Annotated in this window: 31 protein-coding genes; 4 read left to right on the top strand and 27 right to left on the bottom strand. The window is 60.6% G+C overall.

Annotated elements, in window-relative coordinates:
- Positions 1-126: 126 nt before the first annotated feature.
- Complete coding sequence (locus J7I86_RS08410) at positions 127-1,077, bottom strand: P1 family peptidase (protein WP_214819001.1); 951 nt, start codon at positions 1,075-1,077, stop codon at positions 127-129.
- 260 nt (positions 1,078-1,337) lie between these two features.
- On the opposite strand from J7I86_RS08410, the gene J7I86_RS08405 reads away from it, so the two are divergent.
- The 3 genes from J7I86_RS08405 to J7I86_RS08395 are packed head-to-tail and all read left to right on the top strand — an operon-like array spanning position 1,338 to position 4,639.
- Positions 1,338-2,324 carry a carbohydrate ABC transporter permease gene (locus J7I86_RS08405; protein ID WP_214819000.1) on the top strand — a complete coding sequence of 329 codons (987 nt, stop codon included), beginning with the start codon at positions 1,338-1,340 and terminating at the stop codon, positions 2,322-2,324.
- Entirely contained in the window at positions 2,321-3,241 is a 921-nt protein-coding gene (locus tag J7I86_RS08400) for a carbohydrate ABC transporter permease (RefSeq protein ID WP_214818999.1), read from the top strand. Before J7I86_RS08405 ends, J7I86_RS08400 begins: the two co-directional genes overlap by 4 nt.
- Before the next feature lie 51 nt (positions 3,242-3,292).
- Complete coding sequence (locus J7I86_RS08395; protein WP_214818998.1) at positions 3,293-4,639, top strand: ABC transporter substrate-binding protein; 1,347 nt, start codon at positions 3,293-3,295, stop codon at positions 4,637-4,639.
- Between the two features lie 61 nt (positions 4,640-4,700).
- On the opposite strand, the gene map is transcribed toward J7I86_RS08395, so the two are convergent.
- From map to rpsJ, 23 genes are all read right to left on the bottom strand, one after another.
- The gene (map, locus tag J7I86_RS08390; protein ID WP_214819607.1) at positions 4,701-5,528 is read right to left on the bottom strand and encodes a type I methionyl aminopeptidase; all 828 of its coding nucleotides are present in this window, start codon (positions 5,526-5,528) and stop codon (positions 4,701-4,703) included.
- Positions 5,529-5,712: 184 nt separating this feature from the next.
- A complete protein-coding gene (locus J7I86_RS08385; protein ID WP_214819605.1) occupies positions 5,713-6,282 on the bottom strand; it encodes an adenylate kinase in 570 nt (189 codons plus the stop codon).
- Positions 6,283-6,287: 5 nt separating this feature from the next.
- Positions 6,288-7,598 carry a preprotein translocase subunit SecY gene (secY, locus tag J7I86_RS08380; RefSeq protein WP_214818997.1) on the bottom strand — a complete coding sequence of 437 codons (1,311 nt, stop codon included), beginning with the start codon at positions 7,596-7,598 and terminating at the stop codon, positions 6,288-6,290.
- A 185-nt stretch (positions 7,599-7,783) separates the two neighbouring features.
- Positions 7,784-8,266 (bottom strand): 50S ribosomal protein L15, encoded by a 483-nt coding sequence (gene rplO / locus J7I86_RS08375; protein ID WP_209758660.1) that lies wholly within the window; start codon positions 8,264-8,266, stop codon positions 7,784-7,786.
- Positions 8,266-8,472 (bottom strand): 50S ribosomal protein L30, encoded by a 207-nt coding sequence (rpmD, locus tag J7I86_RS08370; RefSeq protein ID WP_011775580.1) that lies wholly within the window; start codon positions 8,470-8,472, stop codon positions 8,266-8,268. The genes rplO and rpmD overlap by 1 nt, the downstream gene beginning before the upstream one ends.
- Before the next feature lie 2 nt (positions 8,473-8,474).
- Positions 8,475-9,146, bottom strand: a complete 672-nt coding sequence (rpsE, locus tag J7I86_RS08365; RefSeq protein ID WP_011775581.1) for a 30S ribosomal protein S5 — start codon at positions 9,144-9,146, stop codon at positions 8,475-8,477.
- A 29-nt stretch (positions 9,147-9,175) separates the two neighbouring features.
- A complete protein-coding gene (gene rplR / locus J7I86_RS08360; protein ID WP_024817584.1) occupies positions 9,176-9,559 on the bottom strand; it encodes a 50S ribosomal protein L18 in 384 nt (127 codons plus the stop codon).
- Between the two features lie 3 nt (positions 9,560-9,562).
- Positions 9,563-10,099: a 50S ribosomal protein L6 gene (rplF, locus tag J7I86_RS08355; protein WP_011775583.1), complete on the bottom strand. Its 537-nt coding sequence runs from the start codon at positions 10,097-10,099 to the stop codon at positions 9,563-9,565.
- Positions 10,100-10,117: 18 nt separating this feature from the next.
- A complete protein-coding gene (gene rpsH / locus J7I86_RS08350) occupies positions 10,118-10,516 on the bottom strand; it encodes a 30S ribosomal protein S8 (protein WP_024817585.1) in 399 nt (132 codons plus the stop codon).
- A gap of 78 nt (positions 10,517-10,594) precedes the next feature.
- Positions 10,595-11,173: a 50S ribosomal protein L5 gene (rplE, locus tag J7I86_RS08345; protein WP_214818995.1), complete on the bottom strand. Its 579-nt coding sequence runs from the start codon at positions 11,171-11,173 to the stop codon at positions 10,595-10,597.
- Entirely contained in the window at positions 11,173-11,535 is a 363-nt protein-coding gene (rplX, locus tag J7I86_RS08340) for a 50S ribosomal protein L24 (protein ID WP_024817586.1), read from the bottom strand. Before rplX ends, rplE begins: the two co-directional genes overlap by 1 nt.
- 3 nt (positions 11,536-11,538) lie before the next feature.
- Positions 11,539-11,907 carry a 50S ribosomal protein L14 gene (gene rplN, locus J7I86_RS08335; protein WP_024817587.1) on the bottom strand — a complete coding sequence of 123 codons (369 nt, stop codon included), beginning with the start codon at positions 11,905-11,907 and terminating at the stop codon, positions 11,539-11,541.
- A 353-nt stretch (positions 11,908-12,260) separates the two neighbouring features.
- The gene (gene rpsQ, locus J7I86_RS08330; RefSeq protein WP_011775587.1) at positions 12,261-12,557 is read right to left on the bottom strand and encodes a 30S ribosomal protein S17; all 297 of its coding nucleotides are present in this window, start codon (positions 12,555-12,557) and stop codon (positions 12,261-12,263) included.
- Entirely contained in the window at positions 12,554-12,874 is a 321-nt protein-coding gene (gene rpmC / locus J7I86_RS08325; RefSeq protein WP_024817588.1) for a 50S ribosomal protein L29, read from the bottom strand. The genes rpsQ and rpmC overlap by 4 nt, the downstream gene beginning before the upstream one ends.
- Positions 12,875-12,876: 2 nt before the next feature.
- Positions 12,877-13,293: a 50S ribosomal protein L16 gene (gene rplP, locus J7I86_RS08320; RefSeq protein WP_003803795.1), complete on the bottom strand. Its 417-nt coding sequence runs from the start codon at positions 13,291-13,293 to the stop codon at positions 12,877-12,879.
- Positions 13,294-14,115, bottom strand: coding sequence for a 30S ribosomal protein S3 (gene rpsC, locus J7I86_RS08315; RefSeq protein ID WP_011775589.1), 822 nt, complete (start codon positions 14,113-14,115; stop codon positions 13,294-13,296). It lies immediately after the preceding gene.
- A complete protein-coding gene (rplV, locus tag J7I86_RS08310; protein ID WP_011775590.1) occupies positions 14,116-14,481 on the bottom strand; it encodes a 50S ribosomal protein L22 in 366 nt (121 codons plus the stop codon).
- Positions 14,482-14,519: 38 nt separating this feature from the next.
- A complete protein-coding gene (gene rpsS, locus J7I86_RS08305) occupies positions 14,520-14,801 on the bottom strand; it encodes a 30S ribosomal protein S19 (protein ID WP_011775591.1) in 282 nt (93 codons plus the stop codon).
- A gap of 12 nt (positions 14,802-14,813) precedes the next feature.
- Positions 14,814-15,653 carry a 50S ribosomal protein L2 gene (gene rplB / locus J7I86_RS08300; RefSeq protein ID WP_011775592.1) on the bottom strand — a complete coding sequence of 280 codons (840 nt, stop codon included), beginning with the start codon at positions 15,651-15,653 and terminating at the stop codon, positions 14,814-14,816.
- A gap of 29 nt (positions 15,654-15,682) precedes the next feature.
- Positions 15,683-15,988 (bottom strand): 50S ribosomal protein L23, encoded by a 306-nt coding sequence (gene rplW / locus J7I86_RS08295; RefSeq protein ID WP_024817589.1) that lies wholly within the window; start codon positions 15,986-15,988, stop codon positions 15,683-15,685.
- The gene (rplD, locus tag J7I86_RS08290) at positions 15,985-16,602 is read right to left on the bottom strand and encodes a 50S ribosomal protein L4 (protein ID WP_142938370.1); all 618 of its coding nucleotides are present in this window, start codon (positions 16,600-16,602) and stop codon (positions 15,985-15,987) included. Before rplD ends, rplW begins: the two co-directional genes overlap by 4 nt.
- A gap of 4 nt (positions 16,603-16,606) precedes the next feature.
- The gene (rplC, locus tag J7I86_RS08285; protein WP_011775595.1) at positions 16,607-17,257 is read right to left on the bottom strand and encodes a 50S ribosomal protein L3; all 651 of its coding nucleotides are present in this window, start codon (positions 17,255-17,257) and stop codon (positions 16,607-16,609) included.
- Between the two features lie 17 nt (positions 17,258-17,274).
- Positions 17,275-17,583: a 30S ribosomal protein S10 gene (gene rpsJ / locus J7I86_RS08280; RefSeq protein ID WP_003803825.1), complete on the bottom strand. Its 309-nt coding sequence runs from the start codon at positions 17,581-17,583 to the stop codon at positions 17,275-17,277.
- A 382-nt stretch (positions 17,584-17,965) separates the two neighbouring features.
- Between rpsJ and J7I86_RS08275 the strand changes: the two genes are divergently transcribed.
- Positions 17,966-19,399, top strand: coding sequence for a GH1 family beta-glucosidase (locus tag J7I86_RS08275; RefSeq protein ID WP_214818994.1), 1,434 nt, complete (start codon positions 17,966-17,968; stop codon positions 19,397-19,399).
- A gap of 38 nt (positions 19,400-19,437) precedes the next feature.
- On the opposite strand, the gene J7I86_RS22740 is transcribed toward J7I86_RS08275, so the two are convergent.
- The 3 genes from J7I86_RS22740 to tuf form a co-directional block, all read right to left on the bottom strand.
- Positions 19,438-19,563, bottom strand: a complete 126-nt coding sequence (locus tag J7I86_RS22740) for a hypothetical protein (RefSeq protein ID WP_286179484.1) — start codon at positions 19,561-19,563, stop codon at positions 19,438-19,440.
- A 30-nt stretch (positions 19,564-19,593) separates the two neighbouring features.
- On the bottom strand, positions 19,594-23,766 hold the full coding sequence (locus tag J7I86_RS08270; RefSeq protein WP_214818992.1) for a hypothetical protein: 4,173 nt from the start codon (positions 23,764-23,766) through the stop codon (positions 19,594-19,596).
- 154 nt (positions 23,767-23,920) lie between these two features.
- Positions 23,921-25,111 (bottom strand): elongation factor Tu, encoded by a 1,191-nt coding sequence (gene tuf, locus J7I86_RS08265; RefSeq protein WP_011775598.1) that lies wholly within the window; start codon positions 25,109-25,111, stop codon positions 23,921-23,923.
- Between the last annotated feature and the right edge of the window lie 63 nt (positions 25,112-25,174).

The raw sequence follows: 25,174 nt of genomic DNA, 5'->3' as shown, positions 1-25,174 counted from the left end.
TTGCTTGGCCCTCTTGGAACCACGACACTAAAAAGGGCGTGGCTGCACAGACAACCAACAAATAACTCTACGCCAATGAAGCCGGAAAGTTAAATCCGTCTATGGTAGCGCACCTGTCGACAGCCGTCACTCCCCCGCTGGCCGGTAAGCCGGGAAGTCACCTGCCTCCGTCGAGACGCTTTCCGCCGCAAGGACGCCATCCAGAATGGCCAGTCGAACGGCTTCCGCCGCTGTGCTTTGCAGCGTGATCAGCGAGACTTGCCGCGCCTGTTCAGTACTGCGGTCAAGCTCGACAGCGCCAGTGGACAAGGCGAACACGGTGTCACCGTCCACCAAAGTATGGGACGGATCCAACGCCCGCGCCAACCCAGCATGCCCGGCACTGGCAGTCCGCTGACACTCGGCCACATCCAGCACCGCATTCGTCGCAATCACCACAAGCGTCGTATTGAGCCCCTGCGGCGGAACCACCGTTCCCGCAGAAGATTGAGGCCCCGCCCCGCTGAACACCGGTGACCCTAACGCGTTTACCACCGCTATGGCCCCAACGATCACCCCGCCATCAAGAGTGATGGACGACGTACCAATCCCACCCTTGAACTGACCCCGCGCAACAACGGCGCCGGTTCCGGCACCCACATTTCCACGCTCGACGGCGGCATGGTCACCTGAGTTGAAGGCTGCAGCGGCTGCCTGGTAGCCCATGACTGCGTCGGGTCGCGCTTTCACATCGCCGCCCCGACCGAGGTCGAAGATAGCGGCCGCCGGCACGATGGGCACCACCGTCCCCGGAACAGCAAAACCTCTTCCCTCCTCCTCACACCACAACTGCGCTCCGCCAGCCGAGGCCAACCCGAACGCACTGCCCCCGGTAAGAACAACTGCATCAACGATGGACACGAGGGTGGTCGGGTCCAGTGCGTCCGTCTCATGCGTACCAGGACCTCCCCCGCGCACATCCACGGACCCCACTGTCCCCACGGGAGGAAGCACCACGGTCACCCCGGACAACCACCCCTCCCCCACCTTTTGCACATGCCCTACCCGTATGCCGGCAACATCGGTGATCGAATTCATCGCTCCATTCTCCACTGGTGAGCCAAAACGGAAAGCCAGTTGGCTGGGCGGCCCAAGGCATAGCAACAAGTGGGAGCCCGGCCTCAAGTACGAACACCCGAGTAACACCGAGTAAACGGGTTTGGAAGTGTAAGCCAACTATCGATAAGGGGTTCGGTTTTGGCCCAAACATTGGCTTTCGGTGTGGTGAGCTAGGCCTGTCTCCGCCGCCCCGATCCGGGAGCTGGCGCCCCACATTCGCCCGAAACCGTTAGTGACTCATGACTACACGACAGATTCACAGCAGCAGTGCTGCGCCCGCAGACAGGCCGGAGCCCGAGCCTTCGGTTCCCGCCCCGGCTGCCAGGCCCGGTCAGGATAGAAAGCGCTGGTCCGGCCGGAGCCGCCGGGATTTCCTGGTGTTCCTGGCCATGGCTTCGCCGAACTTGGTGTTGATCGGCACGTTCACTTACTGGCCACTGATCAACAACATTTACTACTCGACGTTGGATTGGACCCTCGGCTCGGCTTCAGCCACGGTGGTGGGGTTGCAAAACTACGTCACGTTTTTCGCCGGTGAGGATGCGTCCAAGGTCCTTGGGACCACAGCGATCTTCACGCTGGTGACGGTGGGCGGTTCCATGGTCCTTGGCCTGTTGGTTGCCTTGGCCTTGAATTCGAAGGTTCGCGGCACCACGTTTGCCCGGTCTGCCGTGTTCGCACCGTATGTGCTGTCCGGTGTGGGTGTTGGTTTGGTGTGGCTGTTCATTTTCGATCCCGGCTATGGCGTACTTGCGTGGATCCTGCGTGGCCTTGGCCAACAAAGCCCTCAGTGGATCAACGATCCCGAGCTTTCACTGGTGATGGTGATCACTGTGTACGTCTGGAAGAACCTGGGCTACTGCGCCGTGGTTTACCTGGCCGGCCTGCAGTCATTGCCCCGCGACGTCATGGAAGCCGCGGCGCTGGATGGGGCCAACAATGCGCGCAGGTTCTTCACCATCTCCATGCCACTGCTTTCCCCCACAACGTTCTTCCTGCTGATCACCACCATGCTCAGCTCGTTGCAGGCGTTCGACCTCATCCGCATCATGACTCCCTTGGGCAACGGCACCAGCACCTTGATCTATGAGGCGTACCTGCAGGCGTTCGGCGCGTATAACCGGGCGGGCTACTCTGCGGCGATTTCGGTGATTCTCTTCGCGATTCTGCTGATCGTCACTGTTCTTCAACTGCGGTTCGTAGAGCGAAAGGTCCACTACTCATGAGCGCGCCCTCAACCGCCGTCGTCGTTGATTCACCGCAAGAGGCAGTGCAGGTACCTATGAAGCATGAGCCTCCGCGCCCTTTCTCCAAACCGAATTTCGTCCAGACCATCGCCATGGGCTACGTGCCGCTGATCATCGCCACGCTGGTGGTGTTCCTGCCGCTGCTCTGGATGTTGCTGAGTTCCTTCAAGCAACCCGGCGAGATCGTCACCATGGACCTAAAGATCCTGCCCGAGTCGTTGAACCTGGAAAATTACGCCACAGCGATGACTACGGTTCCGTTCGCACAGTTCTTCGCCAACAGCCTGATCGTCACAACGGTGGGTTCCACCATCAAGGTCATTCTGGCGATCTTGACGGCGTACGCGCTGGTGTTTGTTCGCTTCCCGTGCAAGAACGTGATTTTTGTGCTGATCCTGGTGGCACTCATGGTTCCCGCGCAAGTGTCCATCCTGCCCAATTACATCCTGATCGCCGGTATGGGTGGGAAGAACACCCTGTGGGGCATCATCCTGCCAGGTTTGGGGACGGCGTTTGGCACGTTCCTGCTGCGCCAACACTTCCTGACGTTGCCGGCGTCGATTCTGGAGGCAGCTGAAATCGACGGAGCAGGCCATTGGCGGCGGCTGTGGCAGATCATCGTGCCGGTCTCTGTGCCATCGATCGCCACCGTGGCGCTGGTAACGGTGGTCAGCGAATGGAACGACTACATCTGGCCGCTCATCATCACTGATCGCCCTGAAACCATGACTCTGCCCGTGGGCCTGACCCTGCTGCAAAACTCCGAGGGCAACGGCGCCGGCTGGGGAATCCTCATGGCCGGGGCAGTTTTGGTGATCGTTCCCATCCTGCTGGTGTTCGCAGCGCTCCAGCGCTACATCGTTGCCGGGCTGACCCAAGGCAGCGTCACCGGCTGAATTCTCCAAACGCACCATTCGCATCGAAGAAAGTTATTGAGAGGAAACACCATGCGCACTAACCTTGACCGCCGCCATTTCCTGGGTCTGGCAGGCCTCGGAGCCGGAGCTGCGGCCCTCGCCGCTTGCGGCGGGCCGTCGACGGCGGGCACGGCAGACGCCGTCGACACTGCAACGATCGACTTCAGCGGCGTAAAGCCCGCCAGCTCCATTGATTTCTGGACCAACCACCCGGGCAAATCCCAGGACGTTGAGAAGGCGATCATCGAGAAGTTCCACGCCAAATTCCCTGACATCAAGGTCAACCTGGTGACGGCCGGCGCCAACTATGAAGAGATCGCCCAAAAGTTCCAGACGTCCCAGGCAGCCAAGACTGGCCTGCCCGGGCTGGTGGTCCTCTCGGATGTCTGGTGGTTCCGCTACTACTCGAACGGAAGCATCATTCCCATCGATGGCCTGGTGAAGCAGCTGGACATCAAAATCGATGACTTCCAGAAGTCGCTGGTGGATGACTACAAGTACGAGGACAAGCAGTGGGCTCTCCCCTACGGCCGGTCCACGCCGCTGTTCTACTACAACAAGGACCATTTCAAGGCCGCCGGACTTCCGGACCGTGCACCGGCTACGTGGCAAGAGTTCGCAGAGTGGGCGTCAAAGCTCAAGGCCACCTCCGGTGCGCAGTACGCCTACATCTACCCTGCCCTGGCCGGTTACGCAGGCTGGACTCTGCAGAACAACCTGTGGGGTTGGGGCGGCAGCTGGTCAAGGGATTGGGACATCACCTGCGATTCTCCCCAGTCCGTGGCCGCGCTCCAGTGGGCACAGGATTCCATCTATAAGGACGGTTGGGCCGGCGTCTCTTCCAAGGAGGCAGCAGACGACTTCGCCGCCGGGATCACCTCGTCCACTATCTCCTCCACTGGCTCCTTGCTTGGCGTCCTGAAGGCGGCCAAGTTCAACGTCGGCGTCGGATTCCTGCCCGGCGGCCCTGAGGCGCCCAGCGGCGTCTGCCCCACGGGCGGCGCCGGCCTGGGCATCCCCAGCGGAATCAGCAAGGAAGAACAATTGGCCGCAGCGACGTTCCTCAAATTCATGACCGAGCCGGAGAACACGGCCGCTTTTTCAGCAGCCACCGGCTACATGCCCACCAGGCTCTCGGCTGACATGTCGGCGGTTCTTGCAGCAACACCGCAAATCAAGACGGCCATGGACCAGCTGGCAGCAACCAAGGTCCAGGACAACGCCCGCGTGTTCCTGCCCGGCGCCGATCAGGAAATGGCCAAGTCGGCCGCCAAGATCCTGACGCAACAAGGCGACGTCCAGACAACCATGACCGAGCTGAAGAAAACCCTTGAGGGCATTTACACCAAGGATGTGAAGCCCAAGCTGAAGGCGTAACTGCCACCCTGTTAAAAGAAGAGCTGGGCTACGTCAGTAGCCCAGCTCTTCTTTGCAGGAGTTACGGGATGGGAACGGGCACGACGCCGAGCGGTGCCAACTGCTTGGCCCCTCCGTCCGGGGCGGACAAGACCCAGATGCCTTTGTCATGAACAGCCACGGAATGCTCCCACTGGCAGGAACGCTTACCGTCAGTAGTCACTACGGTCCAGTCGTCGTCGAGGGTTGCGGTCTCAATGTCACCCCGGACCAGCATGGGTTCAATGGCCAGGCACAGGCCGGGGCGGATCTTGGGGCCGCGGTGGCCGGTCCGGTAGTTCAAAACGTCGGGCGCCATGTGCATCTCTGAGCCAATGCCATGCCCCACGTAGTCCTCCAGGATGCCCAACGGCTTTCCCTGGACAGATGACACGTAGTCGTCAATCGCGTTTCCGATGTCTCCCACAAACTTGCCTTTGGCGAGGGCTGCGATGCCGCGCCACATGGCTGCTTCGGTGACGTCGGAGAGACGCTGGTCTTCCGGATCGGCGTTGCCAACAATCACGGTCCTGGCGGAGTCGGAATGCCAGCCGTCAACTATGCAGCCGCCATCAATGGAGATGATGTCGCCGTCGTGGAGGACCTTGCCGCCCGGGATGCCGTGGACCACTTCCTCGTTGACCGAGGTGCAGATCGTGGCCGGGAAGCCGTGGTAACCCAAAAAGTTCGACTTCGCTCCAGCATCATTGAGCACCGCGGCGAAGACGTCGTCCAGGTCCTTGGTAGTGACACCCGGCTTGGCCGCCGCAACGGCAGCGTCGAGTGCACGGCTCAGGACAAGGCCAGCCTGGTGCATGGTGCGCATCTGCTCGTTGGTTTTGTATTCAATGCGGGGCTGACCGAACGCCATGATCTCCTCTGGAAGGTTTGCTGTAGAGGCCAATCGGGCCCCATGCTTCAACCATTTTCCCGTACCGGGGAGCATGGTCGAAATTGAAATTCAGGATGGAAAAGGAAAAGGGTGTGTCCCGCACTCACGGTACGGGACACACCCCTCACTCCAGCGCCGGTAGACCCGGCTATCTGGAGAACTACTAAACGGCCTTGGCTGACTCGATAGCCGTCAACACGCGGTCGGTAACTTCATCGATACCACCGATGCCATCAACCTGCGTGAGAATGCCACGCTCGGCGTACTTGGCCACAACTGCCTCGGTCTGCTCGTGGTAAAGATTCAGGCGGTGCCGGATGACGGTTTCGTTGTCGTCCGAGCGGCCAGTTTCCTTGGCACGGCCGAGAAGACGAGCTACCAGTTCTTCGTCGTCAGCCGTCAGCTGGAGCACGACGTCGAGCTCCTGCTCACCCTCAGCAAGGATCTGGTCCAGGTAGTCAACCTGCGCGGTGGTGCGCGGGTAACCGTCCAGCAGGAAGCCGTTCTCGACGTCGCTCTGGCTCAGGCGATCGCGAACCATGTTGTTCGTGACGCTGTCCGGAACGAAGTCGCCGGCGTCCATGTACTTCTTGGCCTCAAGGCCCAAAGGCGTTTCGCCCTTGACGTTGGCGCGGAAGATGTCGCCGGTGGAGATGGCGACTACGCCGAGGCGTTCGGAAATCCGCTCGGCCTGTGTTCCCTTGCCCGAACCGGGAGGTCCAATGATCAGCATTCTCGTCATCGCAAAAGCCCTTCGTAGTGACGTTGTTGTAGCTGCGCATCAATCTGCTTGACGGTCTCCAGGCCAACACCCACCATGATCAGAATCGACGTGCCACCGAACGGGAAGTTCTGGTTGGCGTTGATCAGGACGAGTGCAACCAAAGGAATCAACGCCACGAAGCCCAGGTAAAGGGCTCCGGGCAAGGTGATCCTGGAAAGCACGTACTGCAGGTAGTCCGCGGTCGGTTTACCCGCCCGGATGCCCGGAATAAACCCGCCGTACTTCTTCATGTTGTCCGACACTTCTTCAGGGTTGAAGGTGATGGCTACGTAGAAGTAGGTGAAGAACACAATCATGGCGAAATACAGTGCCATGTAAATGGGGTGGTCGCCACGGGTGAGGTTGTTGTTGATCCACTCAACCCACGGGGCCATTTGCTCCCCTGGCGCCGGCTGGTTGAACTGCGAAATCAGTCCGGGCAGGTACAGCATGGAGGACGCGAAGATGACGGGCACGACGCCGGCCATGTTCACCTTGATGGGGATGTACGTACTGGTGCCACCCACTGTGCGGCGTCCGATCATACGCTTGGCGTACTGAACCGGAACACGGCGCTGGGACTGCTCCACGAAGACCACCAGGGCCACCGTAAGCAGGCCGACGGCGAGGACAGTGAAGAAAGTGCCCGGACCCTTGGATTCCCAGATGGAGCCCAGCGAGCCGGGGAAGCTTGCAGCGATGGAGGTGAAGATCAGCAGCGACATGCCGTTGCCCACACCCTTTTCGGTGACCAGCTCGCCCATCCACATGATGAGGCCGGTGCCGGCCGTCAGCGTGATGATGATGAGGATGGTGGTAATGATGCTCTCATCAGGAATGATGGGCAGGTTGCAGCCAGGGAGCAACTGGCCGGACCGGGCAAGCGACACCAATGTTGTGGCGTTCAGCAGGCCGAGAGCAATGGTGAGGTACCGGGTGTACTGCGTCAACTTTGACTGACCGGAGGCGCCCTCTTCGTAAAGCTGCTGGAACCGGGGAATGACCACCCGGAGCAGCTGCACGATGATGCTCGCTGTGATGTAGGGCATGATGCCCAGGGCAAACACTGAAACCTGCAGCAACGCGCCGCCGCTGAACAAGTTCACCAGCTGGTAGATGCCTTGCGAGGTGGCATCAGTGTTCAAGCATTGCTGGACATTCTGGTAGTTCACACCAGGCGAGGGGATGAAAGCTCCCAAGCGGAAGATTGTGATGATTCCCAGCGTGAACAACAACTTGCGTCGCAAATCAGGCGTCCGAAACGCCCGGCCGAATGCGCTTAGCAAGCGTCCTCCTGAGTAGAAAGTACAAGGATGTGATCGGGCTCAATGAAACCCAACAACCGAGTCTAACCGCTTGTGACGCCGTCGGAATAATCGAGAGTCAACAATCACGCAAAAAATCCCGGTATACAGGGCCGAAGCCCCGCATACCGGGATCGTTTTACAACGGGCGTTTGCCCCACTGGCTCTTAGAGAGCAGTGGTGCTTCCGCCTGCTGCAGCAATCTTTTCCGAAGCGCTGGAAGAGAATGCGTGGGCGGTGACGTCAACCTTGACGGTGATGTCGCCGGTGCCCAGCACCTTGACGGGCTGGTTCTTGCGAACGGCACCCTTCTCAACCAGGGACTCGACGGTGACAACGCCACCTTCCGGGAACAGCTCGTTGAGCTTCTCCAGGTTGACAACCTGGAACTCAACCCGGAACGGGTTCTTGAAGCCGCGCAGCTTCGGCAGGCGCATGTGCAGCGGCAGCTGGCCGCCGGCAAAGCCAGCCTTTACCTGGTAGCGGGCCTTCGTACCCTTGGTACCACGACCAGCGGTCTTACCCTTGGAGCCTTCACCACGACCAACACGGGTCTTGGCGGTCTTGGCACCCGGGGCGGGGCGCAGGTGGTGGACCTTCAGAGCGTGCTGCTTCTCAGCAGTCTCTTCGGCGGTCTTGTTCTCTGCCATTACTTCGCCTCCTCTACATTCACGAGGTGCGGAACCGTGTTCAGCATGCCAACGGTCACGGCGTCAGCGTTGCGGACAACAGTGTGTCCGATGCGCTTCAGGCCGAGGGACCGAAGGGTAGCCTTCTGGTTCTGCTTGGCGCCAATGACGCCCTTGATCTGGGTGATCTCCAACTTGGCGTCGGAGGGAGTCAGGTTCTTAGCCATGACTAAACACCTGCCTTCTGGTTCTGGAGCGCGCGCACCAGAGCAGCGGGAGCAACCTCGTCCAGCGGCAGGCCACGGCGGGCAGCCACGGAAGCGGGCTCTTCGAGCTGCTTCAGAGCGGCAACAGTCGCGTGAACGATGTTGATCGCGTTTGAGGAACCGAGCGACTTGGAGAGGATGTCATGGATACCCACGCACTCCAGTACCGCGCGGACCGGACCACCGGCGATAACACCGGTACCGGCGGAAGCCGGACGCAGCAGGACTACGCCTGCAGCGGCCTCACCCTGCACGCGGTGCGGGATGGTGCTGCCAACGCGGGGAACGCGGAAGAAGGACTTCTTGGCCTCTTCAACGCCCTTTGCGATAGCCGCGGGAACTTCCTTGGCCTTGCCGTAGCCGACGCCGACCATACCGTTGCCGTCACCGACGACGACGAGAGCGGTGAAGCTGAAGCGACGACCACCCTTGACGACCTTGGCAACGCGGTTGATGGTGACAACGCGCTCTACGAACTGGCTCTTCTCAGCCTCACGACCGCCGTCGCGGCCACCACGGCCGCCACGGTCGCCGCGGCCTTGGCCACGGTCGCCGCGCTCGCCACGACGTCCGCCGCGGCGGTCATCGGTAGCGGGTGCGGTCTCAGTTGCTTCAGCAGCTACAGCTTCAGTCACCTGAACGTCCTTTTCGTTATTTTCAACGGTCACAGTGCCAGCCCACCTTCGCGAGCACCGTCGGCGACGGCGGCGATACGGCCGTGGTACTTGTTACCGCCACGGTCGAAGACAACAGCTTCGACGCCTGCAGCCTTGGCGCGCTCGGCAACGAGCTCGCCAACGCGCTTGGCCTTGGCAGTCTTGTCACCGTCGAATGCACGAAGGTCCGCTTCCAAAGTGGAAGCGAAAGCCACGGTTACACCCTTGCTGTCATCGACAACCTGGACGAACATGTGACGTGCAGAGCGGTTAACAACCATACGAGGACGTACAGCCGTACCTGTGATGCGCTTGCGGATACGAAGCTGGCGACGGCTGCGTGCAGCCGACTTGCTCTTGTTCGTACGCTTCTTGTTAATTGCGATGGCCATGGTTTACTTACCAGCCTTTCCGACCTTGCGGCGGATGACTTCGCCGGCGTAACGGACACCCTTGCCCTTGTAGGGGTCAGGCTTGCGCAGCTTGCGAATGTTGGCAGCAACCTCGCCGACCTGCTGCTTGTTGATACCCGCAACAGAGAGCTTGGTCGGACCCTCTACTACGAAGGTGATGCCTTCGGGTGCAGAGACGTTAACCGGGTGGCTGTAGCCCAGAGCGAACTCCAGGTCAGAACCCTTGGCTTGAACGCGGTAACCAGTACCAACGATTTCAAGCTTCTTCTCGTAGCCCTCGGTAACGCCCTGGATCATGTTGGCGATCAGGGTGCGGGTCAGGCCGTGCAGCGAACGCGAGTTGCGCTCGTCATTCGGGCGGGTGACCGTGAGAGTGTTCTCTTCCTGGGTAACCTCGATCGGGCTGGCCACAGTGTGGCTCAGCTCGCCCTTGGCACCTTTGACGCTGATGACGGAGCCATCGAGCTTGACCTCAACTCCGGCAGGAACGGTGATGGGGAGACGTCCAATACGTGACATTATTCTCTTCCTTTCCCGTTACCAGACGTACGCGAGGACTTCGCCGCCCACGCCCTTCTTGCCGGCCTGCTTGTCAGTCAGGAGGCCGGAAGAGGTGGACAGGATTGCGATACCCAGGCCACCCAGCACGTGCGGCAGGTTGGTGGACTTCGCGTAAACGCGGAGGCCCGGCTTGGAGATGCGGCGGACGCCAGCGATGGAACGCTCGCGGTTCGGACCGAACTTCAGGTCGAGGGTCAGCTTCTTGCCAACCTCGGCGTCTTCTTCCTTCCAGCCGGCAATGTAGCCTTCTGCCTTCAGGATGTCGGCAACGCGTGCCTTCAGTTTGCTGTACGGCATGGACACGGTGTCGTGGTATGCCGAGTTTGCATTGCGCAGACGCGTGAGCATGTCTGCGACAGGATCTGTCATAGTCATTTGGGCTATAGCCCTTCCTCGTACCGGTTTCCGCTGCGCCTGCTCTTATGAGCCTGCGCGGACGGACCTGTCACGTAGTTAGTTTTCGGTCTTGAACGGGAAGCCAAGCGCCTTGAGCAGCGCGCGGCCTTCGTCATCGGTCTTGGCGGTGGTGACGACCGTGATGTCCATACCGCGAACGCGGTCGATGGAATCCTGATCGATTTCGTGGAACATAACCTGCTCGGTCAGACCGAAGGTGTAGTTGCCGTTGCCATCAAACTGCTTGCCGTTGAGGCCGCGGAAGTCGCGGATACGCGGCAGGGCCAGCGAAACCAGACGGTCCACGAATTCCCACATGCGGTCTCCACGCAGAGTTGCGTGTGCACCGATGGGCATGCCTTCGCGCAGCTTGAACTGTGCGATCGACTTGCGGGCCTTGGTTACCTGCGGCTTCTGGCCGGTGATCAGGGTGAGGTCGCGAACAGCGCCGTCGATCAGTTTGGAGTCCTTGGCGGCATCTCCAACACCCATGTTCACTACAACCTTCACCAGGCGGGGAACCTGGTTGACGTTTCCGTAGCTGAATTCGTCCTGCAGGGACTTCTTGATGGTCTCTGCATACTTCGTCTTCAGACGCGGAACGATCTTTACTGGAGTCTCGAGAGTCTCAGTCATTAGATGTCCTTCCCGGTGGCCTTGGACACGCGGATACGGACGGTCTTGGTAGCGCCATCCTTCTCAACGGTGTCGAGACGGAAACCAACACGGGTCGGCTTCTTGGTGGACGGGTCAACCAAAGCAACGTTGGATACGTGAATCGGGGCTTCAACAACCTCGATGCCACCGGTCTTGGTGCCGCGCTGCGACTGACCGACCTTGCTGTGCTTGGTGACGCGGTTGATTCCCTCTACCAGCACGCGGTTGGTGTCGGTGAACACGCGCAGGACCTTGCCCTGCTTGCCGCGGTCGCCGCCACGTTCCTGCTTGGCGCCGGTGATGACCTGAACGAGGTCACCCTTTTTGATTTTCTTAGCCATGGACTAAAGCACCTCCGGGGCCAGCGAAACGATCTTCATGAACTTCTTGTCGCGAAGTTCACGACCAACCGGGCCGAAGATACGGGTACCGCGGGGGTCACCGTCGTTCTTCAGGATCACAGCTGCGTTTTCGTCAAACTTGATGTAGGAACCATCCGCACGGCGGCGTTCCTTCTTGGTACGGACGATGACCGCCTTGACGACGTCGCCCTTCTTTACGTTTCCGCCGGGAATAGCGTCCTTGACGGTAGCGACGATCACGTCGCCAATGCCTGCGTAGCGACGACCAGATCCACCGAGAACGCGAATGGTAAGGATTTCCTTAGCACCCGTGTTGTCGGCGATCTTGAGTCGCGACTCCTGCTGAATCAATTTTTACTCCTTGCGTCGCGCGGGTTCTCAGACCGAAATCATGCATACGGAATGAGCCTTGCGGAACGGTTGATCGGGGTGTCTCTTGACCTGCCTGGATTTTGCCAGTACAGGCCTAAACGCCCGTGCCACAAGCATCAGCTTCCCTTGCAGAAAACTCTGCGCGGGGCAGTATGCAGCGGCACGATTGTTTACGAGGTAGTGGACGACGCACAAGTGGCGCCATACAAACTCAATATCCTAGCACGTTTACAGTCCGAAACCGAAACGGCTGGAGAAGCGGAGAGGCCCGCATTCCCTAGGGAATGCGGGCCTCTCCAGTGAATCACCGCCAGGCATGCCCGGCGTCAGATTTACTTGGCCTTTTCGAGGATCTCCACCAGGCGCCACCGCTTGGTAGCGGAGAGCGGGCGGGTCTCAGAGATGAGAACGAGGTCGCCGATGCCGGCGGTGTTCTCTTCGTCATGAGCCTTGATCTTCGAGGTGCGGCGAATAACCTTGCCGTACAGAGCGTGCTTCACGCGGTCTTCAACCTGAACAACGATGGTCTTTTCCATCTTGTCAGAGACAACGTAGCCGCGACGCGTCTTACGGTAACCGCGCTGTTCAGCGCTGGCTGCTGCTTCCGTCACAGTTTCCTTCTCGCTCACTTGGCATCCTCTCCAGCTTCAACCTCGGCCTTTTCAGCCTTGGTAGCCTTCTTGGACTTCTTTTCTTCCTTGGCTTCCACAACCGGTGCGGCAACCTCGGCACGAATGCCCAGTTCGCGCTCACGGAGAACGGTGTAGATGCGTGCGATGTCCTTCTTTACCGCGCGCAGGCGACCGTGGTTCTCCAGCTGTCCGGTGGCGGACTGGAAACGCAGGTTGAACAGCTCTTCCTTGGACTTGCGGAGTTCTTCAACGAGACGCTCGTTGTCGAAACCGTCCAGCTGTGCGGGTGCGAGATCCTTCGACCCTACTGCCATTTCTATTCACCACCTTCGCGACGCACAATGCGTGCCTTCAACGGGAGCTTGTGGATTGCCAGGCGCAGGGCCTCGCGAGCTACCTCTTCATTGACACCGGAGAGTTCGAAGAGAACCCGGCCCGGCTTGACGTTTGCGACCCACCATTCCGGAGAACCCTTACCGGAACCCATACGGGTTTCAGCAGGCTTCTTCGTCAGCGGACGGTCCGGGTAGATGTTGATCCAGACCTTACCGCCACGCTTGATGTGGCGGGTCATCGCGATACGAGCGGACTCGATCTGACGGTTGGTTACGTATGCCGGGCTCAGAGCCTGGATACCGTATTCACCGAAGCTGACCTTGGTGCCGCCCGTTGCAGCGCCGGAACGACCCGGGTGGTGCTGCTTACGGTGCTTGACTCGACGTGGGATAAGCATTTAAGCCTGTCCTCCTTCTGCTGCCGGAGCAGCAGCTTCAGCGGCCGGTGCTTCAACGGCAGCGGGTGCTGCCTCAGCTGCCGGACGGTCGTTACGACGACGGCGGTCGCCACCCGGGCGGCCCGGACGGTCTCCTGCACGGCCACGGGACGGAGCAGCAGCTGCCTGCTGAGCCAGTTCCTTGGCAGTTACGTCACCCTTGTAGATCCAAACCTTCACACCGATACGGCCGAAGGTGGTCTTGGCTTCGTAGAAGCCGTAGTCGATGTTCGCGCGGAGGGTGTGCAGGGGCACACGGCCTTCGCGGTAGAACTCCGAGCGGGACATTTCTGCGCCACCCAGACGACCCGAGCAAGCAACACGGATACCCTTGGCACCCGCACGCTGTGCGGACTGCATGGCCTTCTTCATCGCACGGCGGAAAGCCACGCGGGAAGTCAGCTGCTCAGCGATGCCCTGGGCAACAAGCTGTGCTTCCATCTCGGGGTTCTTGACCTCGAGGATGTTCAGCTGAACCTGCTTGCCGGTGAGCTTTTCGAGCTCGCCGCGGATGCGGTCTGCTTCAGCGCCACGGCGGCCGATAACGATACCCGGGCGTGCCGTGTGGATATCCACGCGGACACGGTCACGGGTGCGCTCGATCTCGACCTTGGCGATGCCGGCGCGCTCCATGCCGGTGGACATGAGCTGACGGATCTTGATGTCCTCGCGGACGAAATCCTTGTAGCGCTGTCCGGGCTTGGTGCTGTCAGCGAACCAGTGCGAAACGTGGTCGGTGGTGATGCCGAGTCGGAACCCGTGCGGGTTAACTTTCTGTCCCACTTAGCGAGCCTCCTCTTTCTCCGGGGTTGCGACAACCAGCGTGATGTGGCTGGTCCGCTTCCTAATGCGGTAGGCGCGGCCCTGGGCACGCGGCTGGAACCGCTTCATGGTCGGGCCTTCATCAACAAATGCTTCGGTGATGAAGAGGTCGCTGTCGTCGAATGCAACGCCGTCACGGTCCGCGAGGACACGTGCGTTGGCCATTGCCGACTGAAGTACCTTGAATACCGGCTCCGAAGCTGCCTGGGGGGCAAACTTCAGAATTGCCAGAGCCTCATTCGCTTGCTTACCACGAACAAGGTTGACGACGCGCCGGGCCTTCATAGGCGTTACGCGGATGTGACGCGCAATAGCCTTGGCTTCCATTGCTTTCCTTCTCTCGTCTAAGACGTAAGGTCAGGCGCCTAGCGGCGCTTGCCCTTACGGTCGTCCTTAACATGGCCGCGGAATGTCCGCGTGGGAGCGAATTCGCCGAGCTTGTGCCCGACCATCGACTCTGTGACAAACACCGGAATGTGCTTGCGTCCGTCGTGTACGGCGATCGTGTGCCCGAGCATGTCGGGGATGATCATCGAACGGCGGGACCAGGTCTTGATGACGTTCTTGGTGCCCTTATCGTTTTCCCGTGCGACCTTCACAAAGAGGTGCTGGTCAACGAAAGGACCTTTTTTCAGGCTGCGTGGCATGTGTCCAGGCTCCTATCGCTTGTTCTTGCCAGTACGGCGGCGACGAACAATAAGCTTGTCGCTCTCTTTGTTCGGACGGCGGGTACGGCCCTCGGGCTTGCCGTTCGGGTTAACCGGGTGACGTCCACCGGAAGTCTTACCTTCACCACCACCGTGCGGGTGGTCAACCGGGTTCATGGCTACACCACGGACGGTCGGGCGAACGCCCTTCCAGCGCATACGGCCGGCCTTGCCCCAGTTGATGTTCGACTGCTCGGCGTTGCCGACCTCGCCGACGGTTGCGCGGCAGCGCACGTCAACGTTGCGGATTTCGCCGGAGGGCAGACGCAGCTGAGCGAAGCGGCCTTCCTTGGCAACGAGCTGTACCGAAGCACCTGCGGAACGTGCCATCTTGGCGCCGCCACCCGGACGCAGTTCAACTGCGTGGATTACGGTACCAACCGGGATGTTGCGCAGCGGCAGGTTGTTGCCCGGCTTGATGTCAGCGTCAGGACCAGCCTCGACGAAGTCACCCTGGGACAGCTTGTTAGGAGCGATGATGTAACGCTTGGTGCCATCAACGTAGTGCAGGAGTGCGATGCGAGCCGTACGGTTCGGGTCGTACTCGATTTCGGCAACGCGGGCGTTGATGCCGTCCTTGTCGTGACGACGGAAGTCGATCAGACGGTACTGGCGCTTGTGCCCACCACCCTTGTGACGGGTGGTGATCTTACCAGAGTTGTTACGGCCGCCTGTTTTGTGCAGCGGACGCAGCAACGACTTTTCCGGAGTCGATCGCGTGATTTCAGCGAAGTCGGCTACGCTCGAGCCACGACGGCCCGGGGTAGTCGGCTTGTATTTACGGATTCCCATAATTTATTTCCTCGTTAAAGTGGTCTCCGCTACGCGAGCGGACCGCCGAAGATGTCGATTGTGCCTTCTTTGAGGGTGACAATTGCACGCTTGGTGCTCTTGCGCGTTCCCCAGCCGAATTTGGTGCGCTTGCGCTTACCGGCACGGTTGATGGTGTTGATCGAGTCAACCTTGACCGAGAAGATCTTCTCAACGGCCAATTTGATCTCGGTCTTGTTCGAGCGAGGGTCCACCAGGAAGGTGTACTTGCCTTCGTCGATCAGACCGTAGCTCTTTTCCGAAACGACGGGTGCAAGCACGACGTCGCGCGGGTCCTTGATGGTGGTTACGCTCACTTGGAGGCCTCCTCGTTCTTGGCCTTGTCAGCGACGAACGCCTCGAAAGCAGCCTTGGTGAAGACCACGTCGTCGGAGATGAGTACGTCGTAGGTGTTCAACTGGTCTGCGTACAGAACGTGAATACCTTCGAGGTTGCGCACGGAGAGTGCAGCAACATCGTTGGCGCGCTCGATTACGACGAGCAGGTTCTTGCGCTCGGAGACTGCACGCAGCGACGCCAGTGCTTCCTTGGCGGACGGCTTGGTGCCGGCTACCAGTTCAGCGATGACGTGGATGCGGCCGTTACGGGCGCGGTCAGACAGGGCGCCGCGGAGTGCAGCAGCCTTCATCTTCTTGGGGGTGCGCTGGCTGTAGTCACGAGGGGTCGGACCGTGGACAACGCCACCGCCGGTCATGTGAGGAGCACGGATTGAACCCTGACGGGCGCGGCCGGTGCCCTTCTGCTTGAACGGCTTGCGACCTGCACCGGAAACCTCGGCGCGGGTCTTCGTCTTGTGGGTACCCTGGCGTGCAGCAGCGAGCTGTGCGACGACGACCTGGTGCAGCAGCGGCACGTTGGTCTGGACGTCGAAGATCTCTGCGGGCAGGTCTACCTTGACAGTGCTAGTCATTTAACTAGGCTCCCTTCACGGCGGTGCGTACGAGTACGACCTGGCCGCGGGCACCGGGAACGGCACCCTTGATAAGGAGCAGCGACTTCTCAGCGTCAATGGCGTGAACCGTGAGGTTCAGCGTGGTGTGACGCTCGGCGCCCATGCGGCCGGCCATTTTCAGGCCCTTGAAGACGCGGCTCGGGGTGGATGCGCCACCGATGGAGCCAGGCTTACGGTGGTTCTTGTGGGCACCGTGGGAAGCGCCAACGCCGTGGAAGCCGTGACGCTTCATAACACCGGCAAAGCCCTTACCCTTGGAGGTGCCGACGACGTCGATCTTCTGGCCGGCTTCGAAGATCTCAACAGAGAGCTCCTGGCCCAGCTCGTAGGATGCGGCGTCTGCGGTACGCAGTTCGACGACGTGGCGGCGAGGAGTTACGCCGGCCTTTTCAAAGTGACCAGCCAGCGGCTTGGTGACCTTGCGGGGGTCGATCTGGCCGTAGCCGATCTGTACGGCGACGTAGCCATCTACCTCTGCGTTACGCAGCTGGGTGATGACGTTGGAGTCAGCCTGGACAACAGTTACCGGGATGAGCTTGTTGTTCTCGTCCCAGACCTGGGTCATGCCGAGCTTCGTGCCCAGCAGGCCCTTTACGTTACGGGTTGCGGTCATAGTCTCTCAGCACCTCCCTAGAGCTTGATTTCGATGTTCACGTCGGCGGGCAGGTCGAGACGCATAAGCGAGTCAACAGCCTTCGGCGTGGGGTCGATGATGTCGATCAGACGCTTGTGAGTACGCATTTCGAAGTGCTCACGGCTGTCCTTGTACTTGTGAGGAGAGCGAATAACGCAGTAAACGTTCTTCTCCGTCGGCAGGGGCACCGGGCCGACTACCGTTGCGCCTGCGCGCGTGACCGTCTCAACGATCTTCCGCGCTGAAACATCAATGACCTCGTGGTCATATGACTTCAGCCGGATGCGGATTTTTTGTCCCGCCATGTCGCCTGACTCTCTTTCAGCTAGTGCTGCTCTAGTTAGGGCTGCTCTGTTTACTTACCTGTTGATGTGGCCGCCGAAGCGTTTGAGGATCTACCACCACACGCCGCACAAGCTGAATCCGGAAGAATCCGGGTTCCTCACCTTGTCGGCGCACCGACCCCCGCGGTCGGGCGTGTCGCGATTTCCACGCAAACTCGACCGCAATCATGGGGTTCAGGGTTATGTTTGGGCTTCAGCCTGGACCCTGACATCCGGCATTATCCGGATCGGGACACGAAGAAGCGCTTGAACAACTCATCCAGTATGGCGGAAATATGGTGTAAAGGCGAATCGGCCCGTGAGAGCCATTGCCCGGCACTCATCCGGTGAGGATGATGGGGGCATGAACTCCCAGGATTCAGGCTCCGTGGAAGATCTCGCCGCCCGCCTGCACCGGGGGTTCACTTTGGGTGTTGCATCTGCGGCTTTCCAGATTGAGGGTTCGCTGACCGCCGATGGACGGGGGCCCTCTGGCTGGGATGCGTTCTCGGAAAAGCCCGGAGCAATAGTCGACGGCGGCTCCCCCGCCGTGGCGTGCGATCACTACAACCGTTCTGATGAAGACATCGCCCTGATGCAGGAACTTGGCGTCGACTCCTACCGCTTTTCGCTCTCGTGGCCTCGAATCCAACCTGGCGGCAAAGGCGCAGTCAACCAGCGGGGGCTGGATTTCTATGACCGCCTGATAGACAAACTCCTGGCCGCGGGAATCTCCCCCATGGCGACGCTCTACCACTGGGATACCCCGCTGGAATTGGAGCACGCCGGCGGGTGGATGAACCGGGACACTGCCGAGCGCTTCGCTGTCTACTGCGAGGCCGCCGCCGAACGCTTCGGTGATCGCGTTGATCACTGGGTCACCATGAACGAGCCCGTGTCAGTCACTGTGCAGGGGTACTCGTTGGGAGTGCACGCCCCGGGCCGGCAACTGCTGTTCGATTCCCTGCCTGCCGCACATCATCAACTGCTGGGTCACGGAATGGCTGTCCGGGCACTACGGAGCGCCGGCGTTAAAGGGCAGATAGGGGTCTCCAACATGCACTGCCCCGTCGAGTCCGCCAGCAACAGTCTTGGCGACCGGCTGATGACTCAGGCGCTGGACCTGATCCTCAACCGCATCTACGCCGATGCAATACTGCTTGGCCAGTATCCCAAGCCACCCCTGCCCATGAAACCTTGGTTCCGCTCACTGGGTACCGTCCACGATGGCGATCTTGAACTGATCAGCCAACCCCTGGACTTCTACGGACTCAACTACTACTACCCCGTGAAGGTGGCAGCAGGCCCCGGGCCGGCGGAGATACCCACCGGACGGTCACCGGAGATGACCCAGGTTCCCTTCCACTTGGCCGCCTACAAGGAGTATGAGACCACAGGGTTTGGCTGGCCGGTCGCACCGGAATACCTGGCGCTGCTGCTGCGCCAATTGAAGGATCGGTATGGGGAGGCACTTCCGCCCGTCTACATCACCGAAGGCGGCGCCAGCTTCCCCGAGCCAGCGCACGTTGACGGACCCCTTCAGGACACCAACCGCATCACCTATCTGGCTGAACATTTAGGCCATGCACTGACGGCAACCGGGCCTGGAGGCATGGCCGAGGATGTGGATCTTCGCGGATACTACGTCTGGACCTTGCTGGATAATTTCGAGTGGGCAGCCGGTTACTCGCAACGGTTCGGCCTGATCCACGTGGACTTCGAGACCCTGGAACGGACTCCCAAGGAGTCGTTCTACTGGTACCGGTCATTAGTCCGCGCACGCCATTATCATTTGTAGCCCGTATGAGTTAAATTGTGCGGGCTTGGCGTACCGGCCTACTTGCTTTTGTTGGCCCGGCGAATCCGCTTTGCGCGTTCGATCTCGCTCTTGAAGTTCTTTCGCCCCCACAGCACGCCGCCGCCGATAACGGCAATGACTGCCAGGAAAATCAGGAATTCCATGGTGCGCTCCTCTTTTCGTAGACTGCAACATTATCGGATTCCGTCACGGGTCCGCACAGGAGGGACATCGCTCGGATCTCCGCTTTGGCCCGACCCACCGGTATTGCTGGGCGGCTTCCGGTTCAAACGCCATACCGCCAGCACGATCAGCCCCAAGGCAACCAATGCGAGCATGGCGAAGGCGTAGGAGCGCAGCGACCACATGATGCTCAGCGCTACGGCGACGGCACCCCACCACACCAGTACCCGTTCGGCCAGGAGCAGGCCCGCAGCCAGAAGCAGGACATGTGCCACGAGTACGTAGAGCTGCTGCGAAGACGTACCGCTGAAGATGGTCCCCAAGGACATGAGAGACAGCAACCCGGCTGTAATGCAAAGGCGGAGGAGACCTTCCGCACGCTGCCCGTTTGCGTAGCGCAGCCCTGCTATAACGGCCCCGGCCACCACGTACCACTGCGCGGTCCAGAACAAGTCAGGACTGGACCCGTCCACAAACAGCACCGCCCGTTGAAGAGCTGCAACGCAGATAATCCCCGCAAGCTCAGCTGCCAGCCATTTGCCGTTCGGCACCTCAACCACCACCAGCACCCCGGTTGCCACCACCAGGACAAATCCCAGCATGGACGTTTGGTCGCGCCCCAACCCCACGGCAGCAGATGTTGCAACCGCCAAGGCCGCAGCGCCGGCCAGGGAGTTGCGTCGCCAGTCATTGCCCTTAATGGCCTGTCCGCCGAACACTTTCAGGGAATAAAGGAGCACCGCGGTCCCCACTCCACCAATAAGCCAGGCAGCGTAGTCGCTCCAGACACCCGCAGGCAGCCCCTCCATCAGACCGTCGACGGCGGGAACCGCCCCTACCAGCACCGCCGGCGCAGCCACCGCGTAAAGAGCCGGGAGGCGTTCAAAGTGAGAGGCAGCGAACAAGACGCCGGCCAGGACCAGTACCGACAGTCCTGTCAGCGAGTGTGAGATACCCAAGGTCAGAACACCGCCCACCAGCGTGAACGCCATTGCTGAGACGAGCCAGAACCAGCGCTCCGTGCCGCCTGCAACTGAACCCTCGGCCGACTTCTCCGGACGGAACATCGCCCGAGCAGCAACCGTGGCAACTGCCAGGGCGAGCAGGACAACGGGGACTTGAGACCTGTCCAGCAGCGGCTGATACAGCCACGTTGAAGCAGGGAAAACGAGTGCCGGCCCAGCAGCGATGACGCCCACCCCAATCGCCGTAGTGCAGAAGTACTGGGATCCTCGTGCTCCGAGAATGCGCCAGGCGATAGCAGCAGAAGCCGTGACCAGAACCGACTCAAGCATCACCACCCAACGGCCACCGGCGTCGTAATCCCCTGCGAGCAAGTAAGCGAACGGCAGCAGGAGTTGGGCGCCCAAGGTGGCGTGGACTGTTGCCTGTTGGAAGGCGACATCAACTCCCCGCCTGCGCAGGACCAAGGTCAGCACGTGCTGCAACGCGAGCACCATAGCCAGGCTGACGGATATCGCTGACGGTGAGTCCGTCACGTCGGCCACTACCACCGTGATGAAGGCGCCGGTAAGCACCCGGACCGCAAGCAAGTAGCAGCCGCGGACCAATCGGTGGCGAACCACGACCATCATGAAGCCGCTGTAGGCCGCAAAGATGCCGAGCAATATTTCGACGTCCCGGATATTCACCCAGCGAAGTGCCAGGAGGAGGACAAAAGCCGCGGGAGCGAAGATCCAGCCAGCGGCGTGGCGACGCAGAAGGGCGCTGACCAGGACGGCGGCCAAGGCAGTTGTTACCGCTGCAACTCCCGGCTGCCAGCTGTCCCGAACGGTCCCCCCGGACAACGCACCGGTGATAGTAAGGAACGAGCTTGCCACGGCCATGACGGCAACTACAACACCGGCATCGGCTACGGAAGCTCGAGGGTAACGGCGTCGGCTGCCGGCAAGGAGGGGAAGGACCAGCTGGAATGCAGCAGCCATGACCACTACAAATCCTGGGACCGGAACTTCCCCGGCGAAGCGCATACTCCAGCCATCGCGCGTCGCGTCGCCGTAGGCCGACACCGCCAACAGCGTACCGGCCGCCCGCGAAAGCCACCAATAACACTGCCTGTGGAACGACGGGGAAATTCTTAGGGCAGTGCCCACGAAGTACGCGAGCAACGCCAGAAGGACGCCGTTTCCCAGCGCCCAGGACACGAATGCTGCTGCCACACCGCCTGCGACGACAGCAGTTGACGGGGCAATGACTTCGGCCACCGTTGCACGCCAAACGACCCTGGCACCTGACTCCGGATGAGCCGGCTGAAACATCAGGAGGCCTGCGGCCAAACCTGCCAACAACACGACGAGTACTGCTGCGCCAACGACGGGGCGGCCGGCGGCCTCTTCAAATATCGGCAGGACGAGAAGTCCCGCGACTGCGGCGCCGCCGAAGCCCGCCACTGAAGCTTGCGGGGCCACCAGCAGGACTCCCCCACGTGCGAACCCGGCACTCACCAGTTGCTGCGCAGCTGCCGCAGCCACGAACGCAATCAAGGAGTATGAAGTCCTGTCCGGATTTCCTGTCAATACGCCAGCCACCGCCACGGGCACAGCCAGAGTGAGCGCGATCCTGCCCGCAAGAATCAGGAACTGCCGGAAAGCGGTTGGCCTGGACAACGCCAGCAGGAACCAGTAGAGCGCTGCTGCAGCCAGGAGTACCGAGAGAGGCCACGCGCCCAGCAATCCACCGAGCGCACCTCCCACAACCAGCACAGCGGCCGCGGCGAACTCGGTGCCTTGGCCCAGTTTCCAACCGATCACCATGGCCGTCAGCATGGTCACGGCGAGAGGAACATAGTTGGGAGGGTCGAACGGCCTGAACTCGACCACTACCGTGAGGATAGCCGAGGTGATAAGTTGCAGCGCCCAACACGAAACGGCGTCAGCCCACCAGGAGCGAGGCAGCAACTTCCTGCCGCCCAAAGCAACTCCGAGTGCCTGGACTCCAAGGCAAATCACCGCGGCCAGCAACACCGTGCTGACGTTCGCGGTGACATCCCACACCACCCCAAGCAAAGCCAACGTCAGTGCGGCCCTCGCAGCATAGAGGTGCTGCACCCTGTATCGGGCCTGAGGAACGAAGAACATTACGGCGAAGTAGATGCCGCACATCAACATGACCCAGGCGTACTCCCCCTTGGACAAGAGGTGCGGAGTAAAGGTGACAGCAACGGCTACGAGGGGGACCAACGCGGGGTGCAGCACCATCAGAGGACGGACGTAAAGGGGAGGAAGCCACTTAGGACGCAGCAAGGACACAACCGTCAGGAGCACTGCCACCCCGATGAGAGCTGTGAAGTACCAGACCAGTGCGCCGCCAAGAACAGATACGCCGGACCACGCCGTTGAGACGACGAAACTGAGGGAGAGGAAGGCCAGGACTTTGTTGTCCAACCTCACGGCGGTGTAAGCGTAAACGGCTGTACCCAGCAAGGAAGTGACCAGCCAGGCCGCCGGGCCGTTGTGAAGCACAAAGTTGTACATTGCCAACCCGGTGACCGGAACGAGCGCAAGTCCTGTTCCGACGAAGGCAACGGCAGCAGGTCGCAGCCGCGGCACGCGCGAGTGGATGACCATGCCTGAAACGTAGAACAGAGCAGTGATGAACCAGATCCCCACGAACCGGAAGAGGGCCGGAAGGCTCGTGCCCACGAACAGCGCACCGGCAGCAACCAAGAGAAGGCTGGCTACGTAGAGCGTGACGTTGATGTTCTGCTGATCGCGCTTTTCCTTGCGCGCAGCGGCGGCTTCAGGAGTCTCCCGAAATACCGGCGGCTGGGAGATGTGGAATGCAGATTGCTGTTGTGCCACGGGTGACACGGATGGTTGTGCCACAGGTGAGACGGCTCGTTGTGCCACGGGTTCCTGAGGAGCAGTCCAGTGCGGGACTGGCTGTTGCGGCAGGGGCTGCCTGGCGGCCGACGGAGTCGGCGGTGGGCTCACAGTTGCAGAAGTAACCGTCCCTGCCGAAGAGCCGTCCTTGATCTGCCCCTTGGCCTCAGCGTCCCGCCAACCAGCCAGATGGCCTGCGAGAAAGCCCGCTTGGTAGGAAGCGGCTTTGTCCTGCGCCGCAGAAGGAACATGAGCAGTGCCGCGGCGCCCCCTCGCCAACCCGACCGCAAAGCCCACCCCGCCGACGATGACGAGGAGCAGCAGTACGAGAAATGCAGTCATGGTAGCTCCTTGGTTGCGCCGGACGCAGTGCGCGCACAGCCTTTATCCATTCGATAGAGTAACTGTAGCAAAAAGAACCCCACCGCCGTAGCGGTGGGGTTCTTTTTAGCTAACTACCGGCTGGGCCGGAGTGTCACCGATCTACAAGTAGAGACTACTTGATGATGCTGGTAACACGTCCCGAACCAACGGTGCGGCCGCCTTCGCGGATAGCGAAGCCGAGGCCCTCTTCCATAGCGATCGGCTGGATGAGCGCAACGGTCATCTCAGTGTTGTCGCCAGGCATAACCATTTCCGTGCCTTCCGGCAGGGTGATAACGCCGGTTACGTCCGTGGTACGGAAGTAGAACTGCGGGCGGTAGTTGGAGTAGAACGGGTTGTGACGTCCGCCTTCGTCCTTGGAAAGGATGTAGACGTTAGCCTCGAAGTCGGTGTGCGGGGTAATGGAACCCGGCTTGACGACAACCTGGCCACGCTCGACATCGTCGCGCTTCAGACCGCGGAGCAGGAGGCCACAGTTCTCGCCGGCCCATGCTTCGTCGAGCTGCTTGTGGAACATCTCGATACCGGTAACCGTGGTCTTCTGGATCGGGCGGATGCCAACGATCTCAACCTCGGAGTTGATGGCGAGGGTTCCACGCTCGGCGCGGCCCGTAACAACGGTGCCACGACCGGTAATCGTGAAGACGTCTTCGATCGGCATCAGGAACGGCTTGTCGCGGTCACGTACGGGGTCCGGAACGGACTCGTCGACAGCTGCCATCAGGTCCTGGACGGACTTGACCCAAACCGGGTCGCCTTCCAGAGCCTTGAGGCCGGAAACGCGAACAACCGGAGCCTCATCGCCATCGAAGCCCTGCGAGCTCAAGAGCTCACGAACTTCCATTTCGACGAGGTCGAGGAGTTCTTCGTCATCAACCATGTCGGACTTGTTCAGTGCGACCAGCAGGTAGGGAACACCAACCTGGCGGGCGAGCAGAACGTGCTCACGGGTCTGAGCCATCGGACCATCGGTTGCAGCAACCACGAGGATTGCGCCGTCCATCTGGGCAGCACCGGTGATCATGTTCTTGATGTAGTCAGCGTGACCCGGGGCGTCTACGTGTGCGTAGTGGCGCTTCTCGGTCTGGTACTCCACGTGGGAGATGTTGATGGTAATACCGCGTTGGCGCTCTTCCGGAGCAGAGTCAATCGACGCGAAGTCGCGCTGCTCGTTGAGATCCGGGTACTGGTCGTACAGCACCTTGGAAATGGCGGCAGTCAGCGTCGTCTTACCGTGGTCAACGTGACCAATGGTGCCGATGTTGACGTGCGGCTTAGTCCGCTCGAACTTTGCCTTTGCCACAGGTTCCTCCTAGAACGATTTCAAGTGAAGTGCTCCTCGGCCGCGCTTTTCGCGGCAGAAACT

The sequence above is a fragment of the Arthrobacter sp. ISL-95 genome (assembly GCF_018613695.1).
Taxonomy (GTDB): domain Bacteria; phylum Actinomycetota; class Actinomycetes; order Actinomycetales; family Micrococcaceae; genus Arthrobacter.
This window is presented reverse-complemented; position numbering and strand designations above follow the sequence as displayed.

Bases quoted from the DNA above. Each gene is read 5' to 3' on its own strand.
- J7I86_RS08410 (WP_214819001.1), bottom strand. From the start codon at position 1,077: ATGAATTCGATCACCGATGTTGCCGGCATACGGGTAGGGCATGTGCAA.
- J7I86_RS08405 (WP_214819000.1), top strand. From the start codon at position 1,338: ATGACTACACGACAGATTCACAGCAGCAGTGCTGCGCCCGCAGACAGG.
- J7I86_RS08400 (WP_214818999.1), top strand. From the start codon at position 2,321: ATGAGCGCGCCCTCAACCGCCGTCGTCGTTGATTCACCGCAAGAGGCA.
- J7I86_RS08395 (WP_214818998.1), top strand. From the start codon at position 3,293: ATGCGCACTAACCTTGACCGCCGCCATTTCCTGGGTCTGGCAGGCCTC.
- map (WP_214819607.1), bottom strand. From the start codon at position 5,528: ATGGCGTTCGGTCAGCCCCGCATTGAATACAAAACCAACGAGCAGATG.
- J7I86_RS08385 (WP_214819605.1), bottom strand. From the start codon at position 6,282: ATGCTGATCATTGGACCTCCCGGTTCGGGCAAGGGAACACAGGCCGAG.
- rplO (WP_209758660.1), bottom strand. From the start codon at position 8,266: ATGGCAGAGAACAAGACCGCCGAAGAGACTGCTGAGAAGCAGCACGCT.
- rpmD (WP_011775580.1), bottom strand. From the start codon at position 8,472: ATGGCTAAGAACCTGACTCCCTCCGACGCCAAGTTGGAGATCACCCAG.
- rplR (WP_024817584.1), bottom strand. From the start codon at position 9,559: ATGGCCATCGCAATTAACAAGAAGCGTACGAACAAGAGCAAGTCGGCT.
- rplF (WP_011775583.1), bottom strand. From the start codon at position 10,099: ATGTCACGTATTGGACGTCTCCCCATCACCGTTCCTGCCGGAGTTGAG.
- rpsH (WP_024817585.1), bottom strand. From the start codon at position 10,516: ATGACTATGACAGATCCTGTCGCAGACATGCTCACGCGTCTGCGCAAT.
- rplE (WP_214818995.1), bottom strand. From the start codon at position 11,173: ATGACTGAGACTCTCGAGACTCCAGTAAAGATCGTTCCGCGTCTGAAG.
- rplX (WP_024817586.1), bottom strand. From the start codon at position 11,535: ATGGCTAAGAAAATCAAAAAGGGTGACCTCGTTCAGGTCATCACCGGC.
- rpmC (WP_024817588.1), bottom strand. From the start codon at position 12,874: ATGGCAGTAGGGTCGAAGGATCTCGCACCCGCACAGCTGGACGGTTTC.
- rplP (WP_003803795.1), bottom strand. From the start codon at position 13,293: ATGCTTATCCCACGTCGAGTCAAGCACCGTAAGCAGCACCACCCGGGT.
- rplV (WP_011775590.1), bottom strand. From the start codon at position 14,481: ATGGAAGCCAAGGCTATTGCGCGTCACATCCGCGTAACGCCTATGAAG.
- rpsS (WP_011775591.1), bottom strand. From the start codon at position 14,801: ATGCCACGCAGCCTGAAAAAAGGTCCTTTCGTTGACCAGCACCTCTTT.
- rplB (WP_011775592.1), bottom strand. From the start codon at position 15,653: ATGGGAATCCGTAAATACAAGCCGACTACCCCGGGCCGTCGTGGCTCG.
- rplD (WP_142938370.1), bottom strand. From the start codon at position 16,602: ATGACTAGCACTGTCAAGGTAGACCTGCCCGCAGAGATCTTCGACGTC.
- rplC (WP_011775595.1), bottom strand. From the start codon at position 17,257: ATGACCGCAACCCGTAACGTAAAGGGCCTGCTGGGCACGAAGCTCGGC.
- rpsJ (WP_003803825.1), bottom strand. From the start codon at position 17,583: ATGGCGGGACAAAAAATCCGCATCCGGCTGAAGTCATATGACCACGAG.
- J7I86_RS08275 (WP_214818994.1), top strand. From the start codon at position 17,966: ATGAACTCCCAGGATTCAGGCTCCGTGGAAGATCTCGCCGCCCGCCTG.
- J7I86_RS22740 (WP_286179484.1), bottom strand. From the start codon at position 19,563: ATGGAATTCCTGATTTTCCTGGCAGTCATTGCCGTTATCGGCGGCGGC.
- J7I86_RS08270 (WP_214818992.1), bottom strand. From the start codon at position 23,766: ATGACTGCATTTCTCGTACTGCTGCTCCTCGTCATCGTCGGCGGGGTG.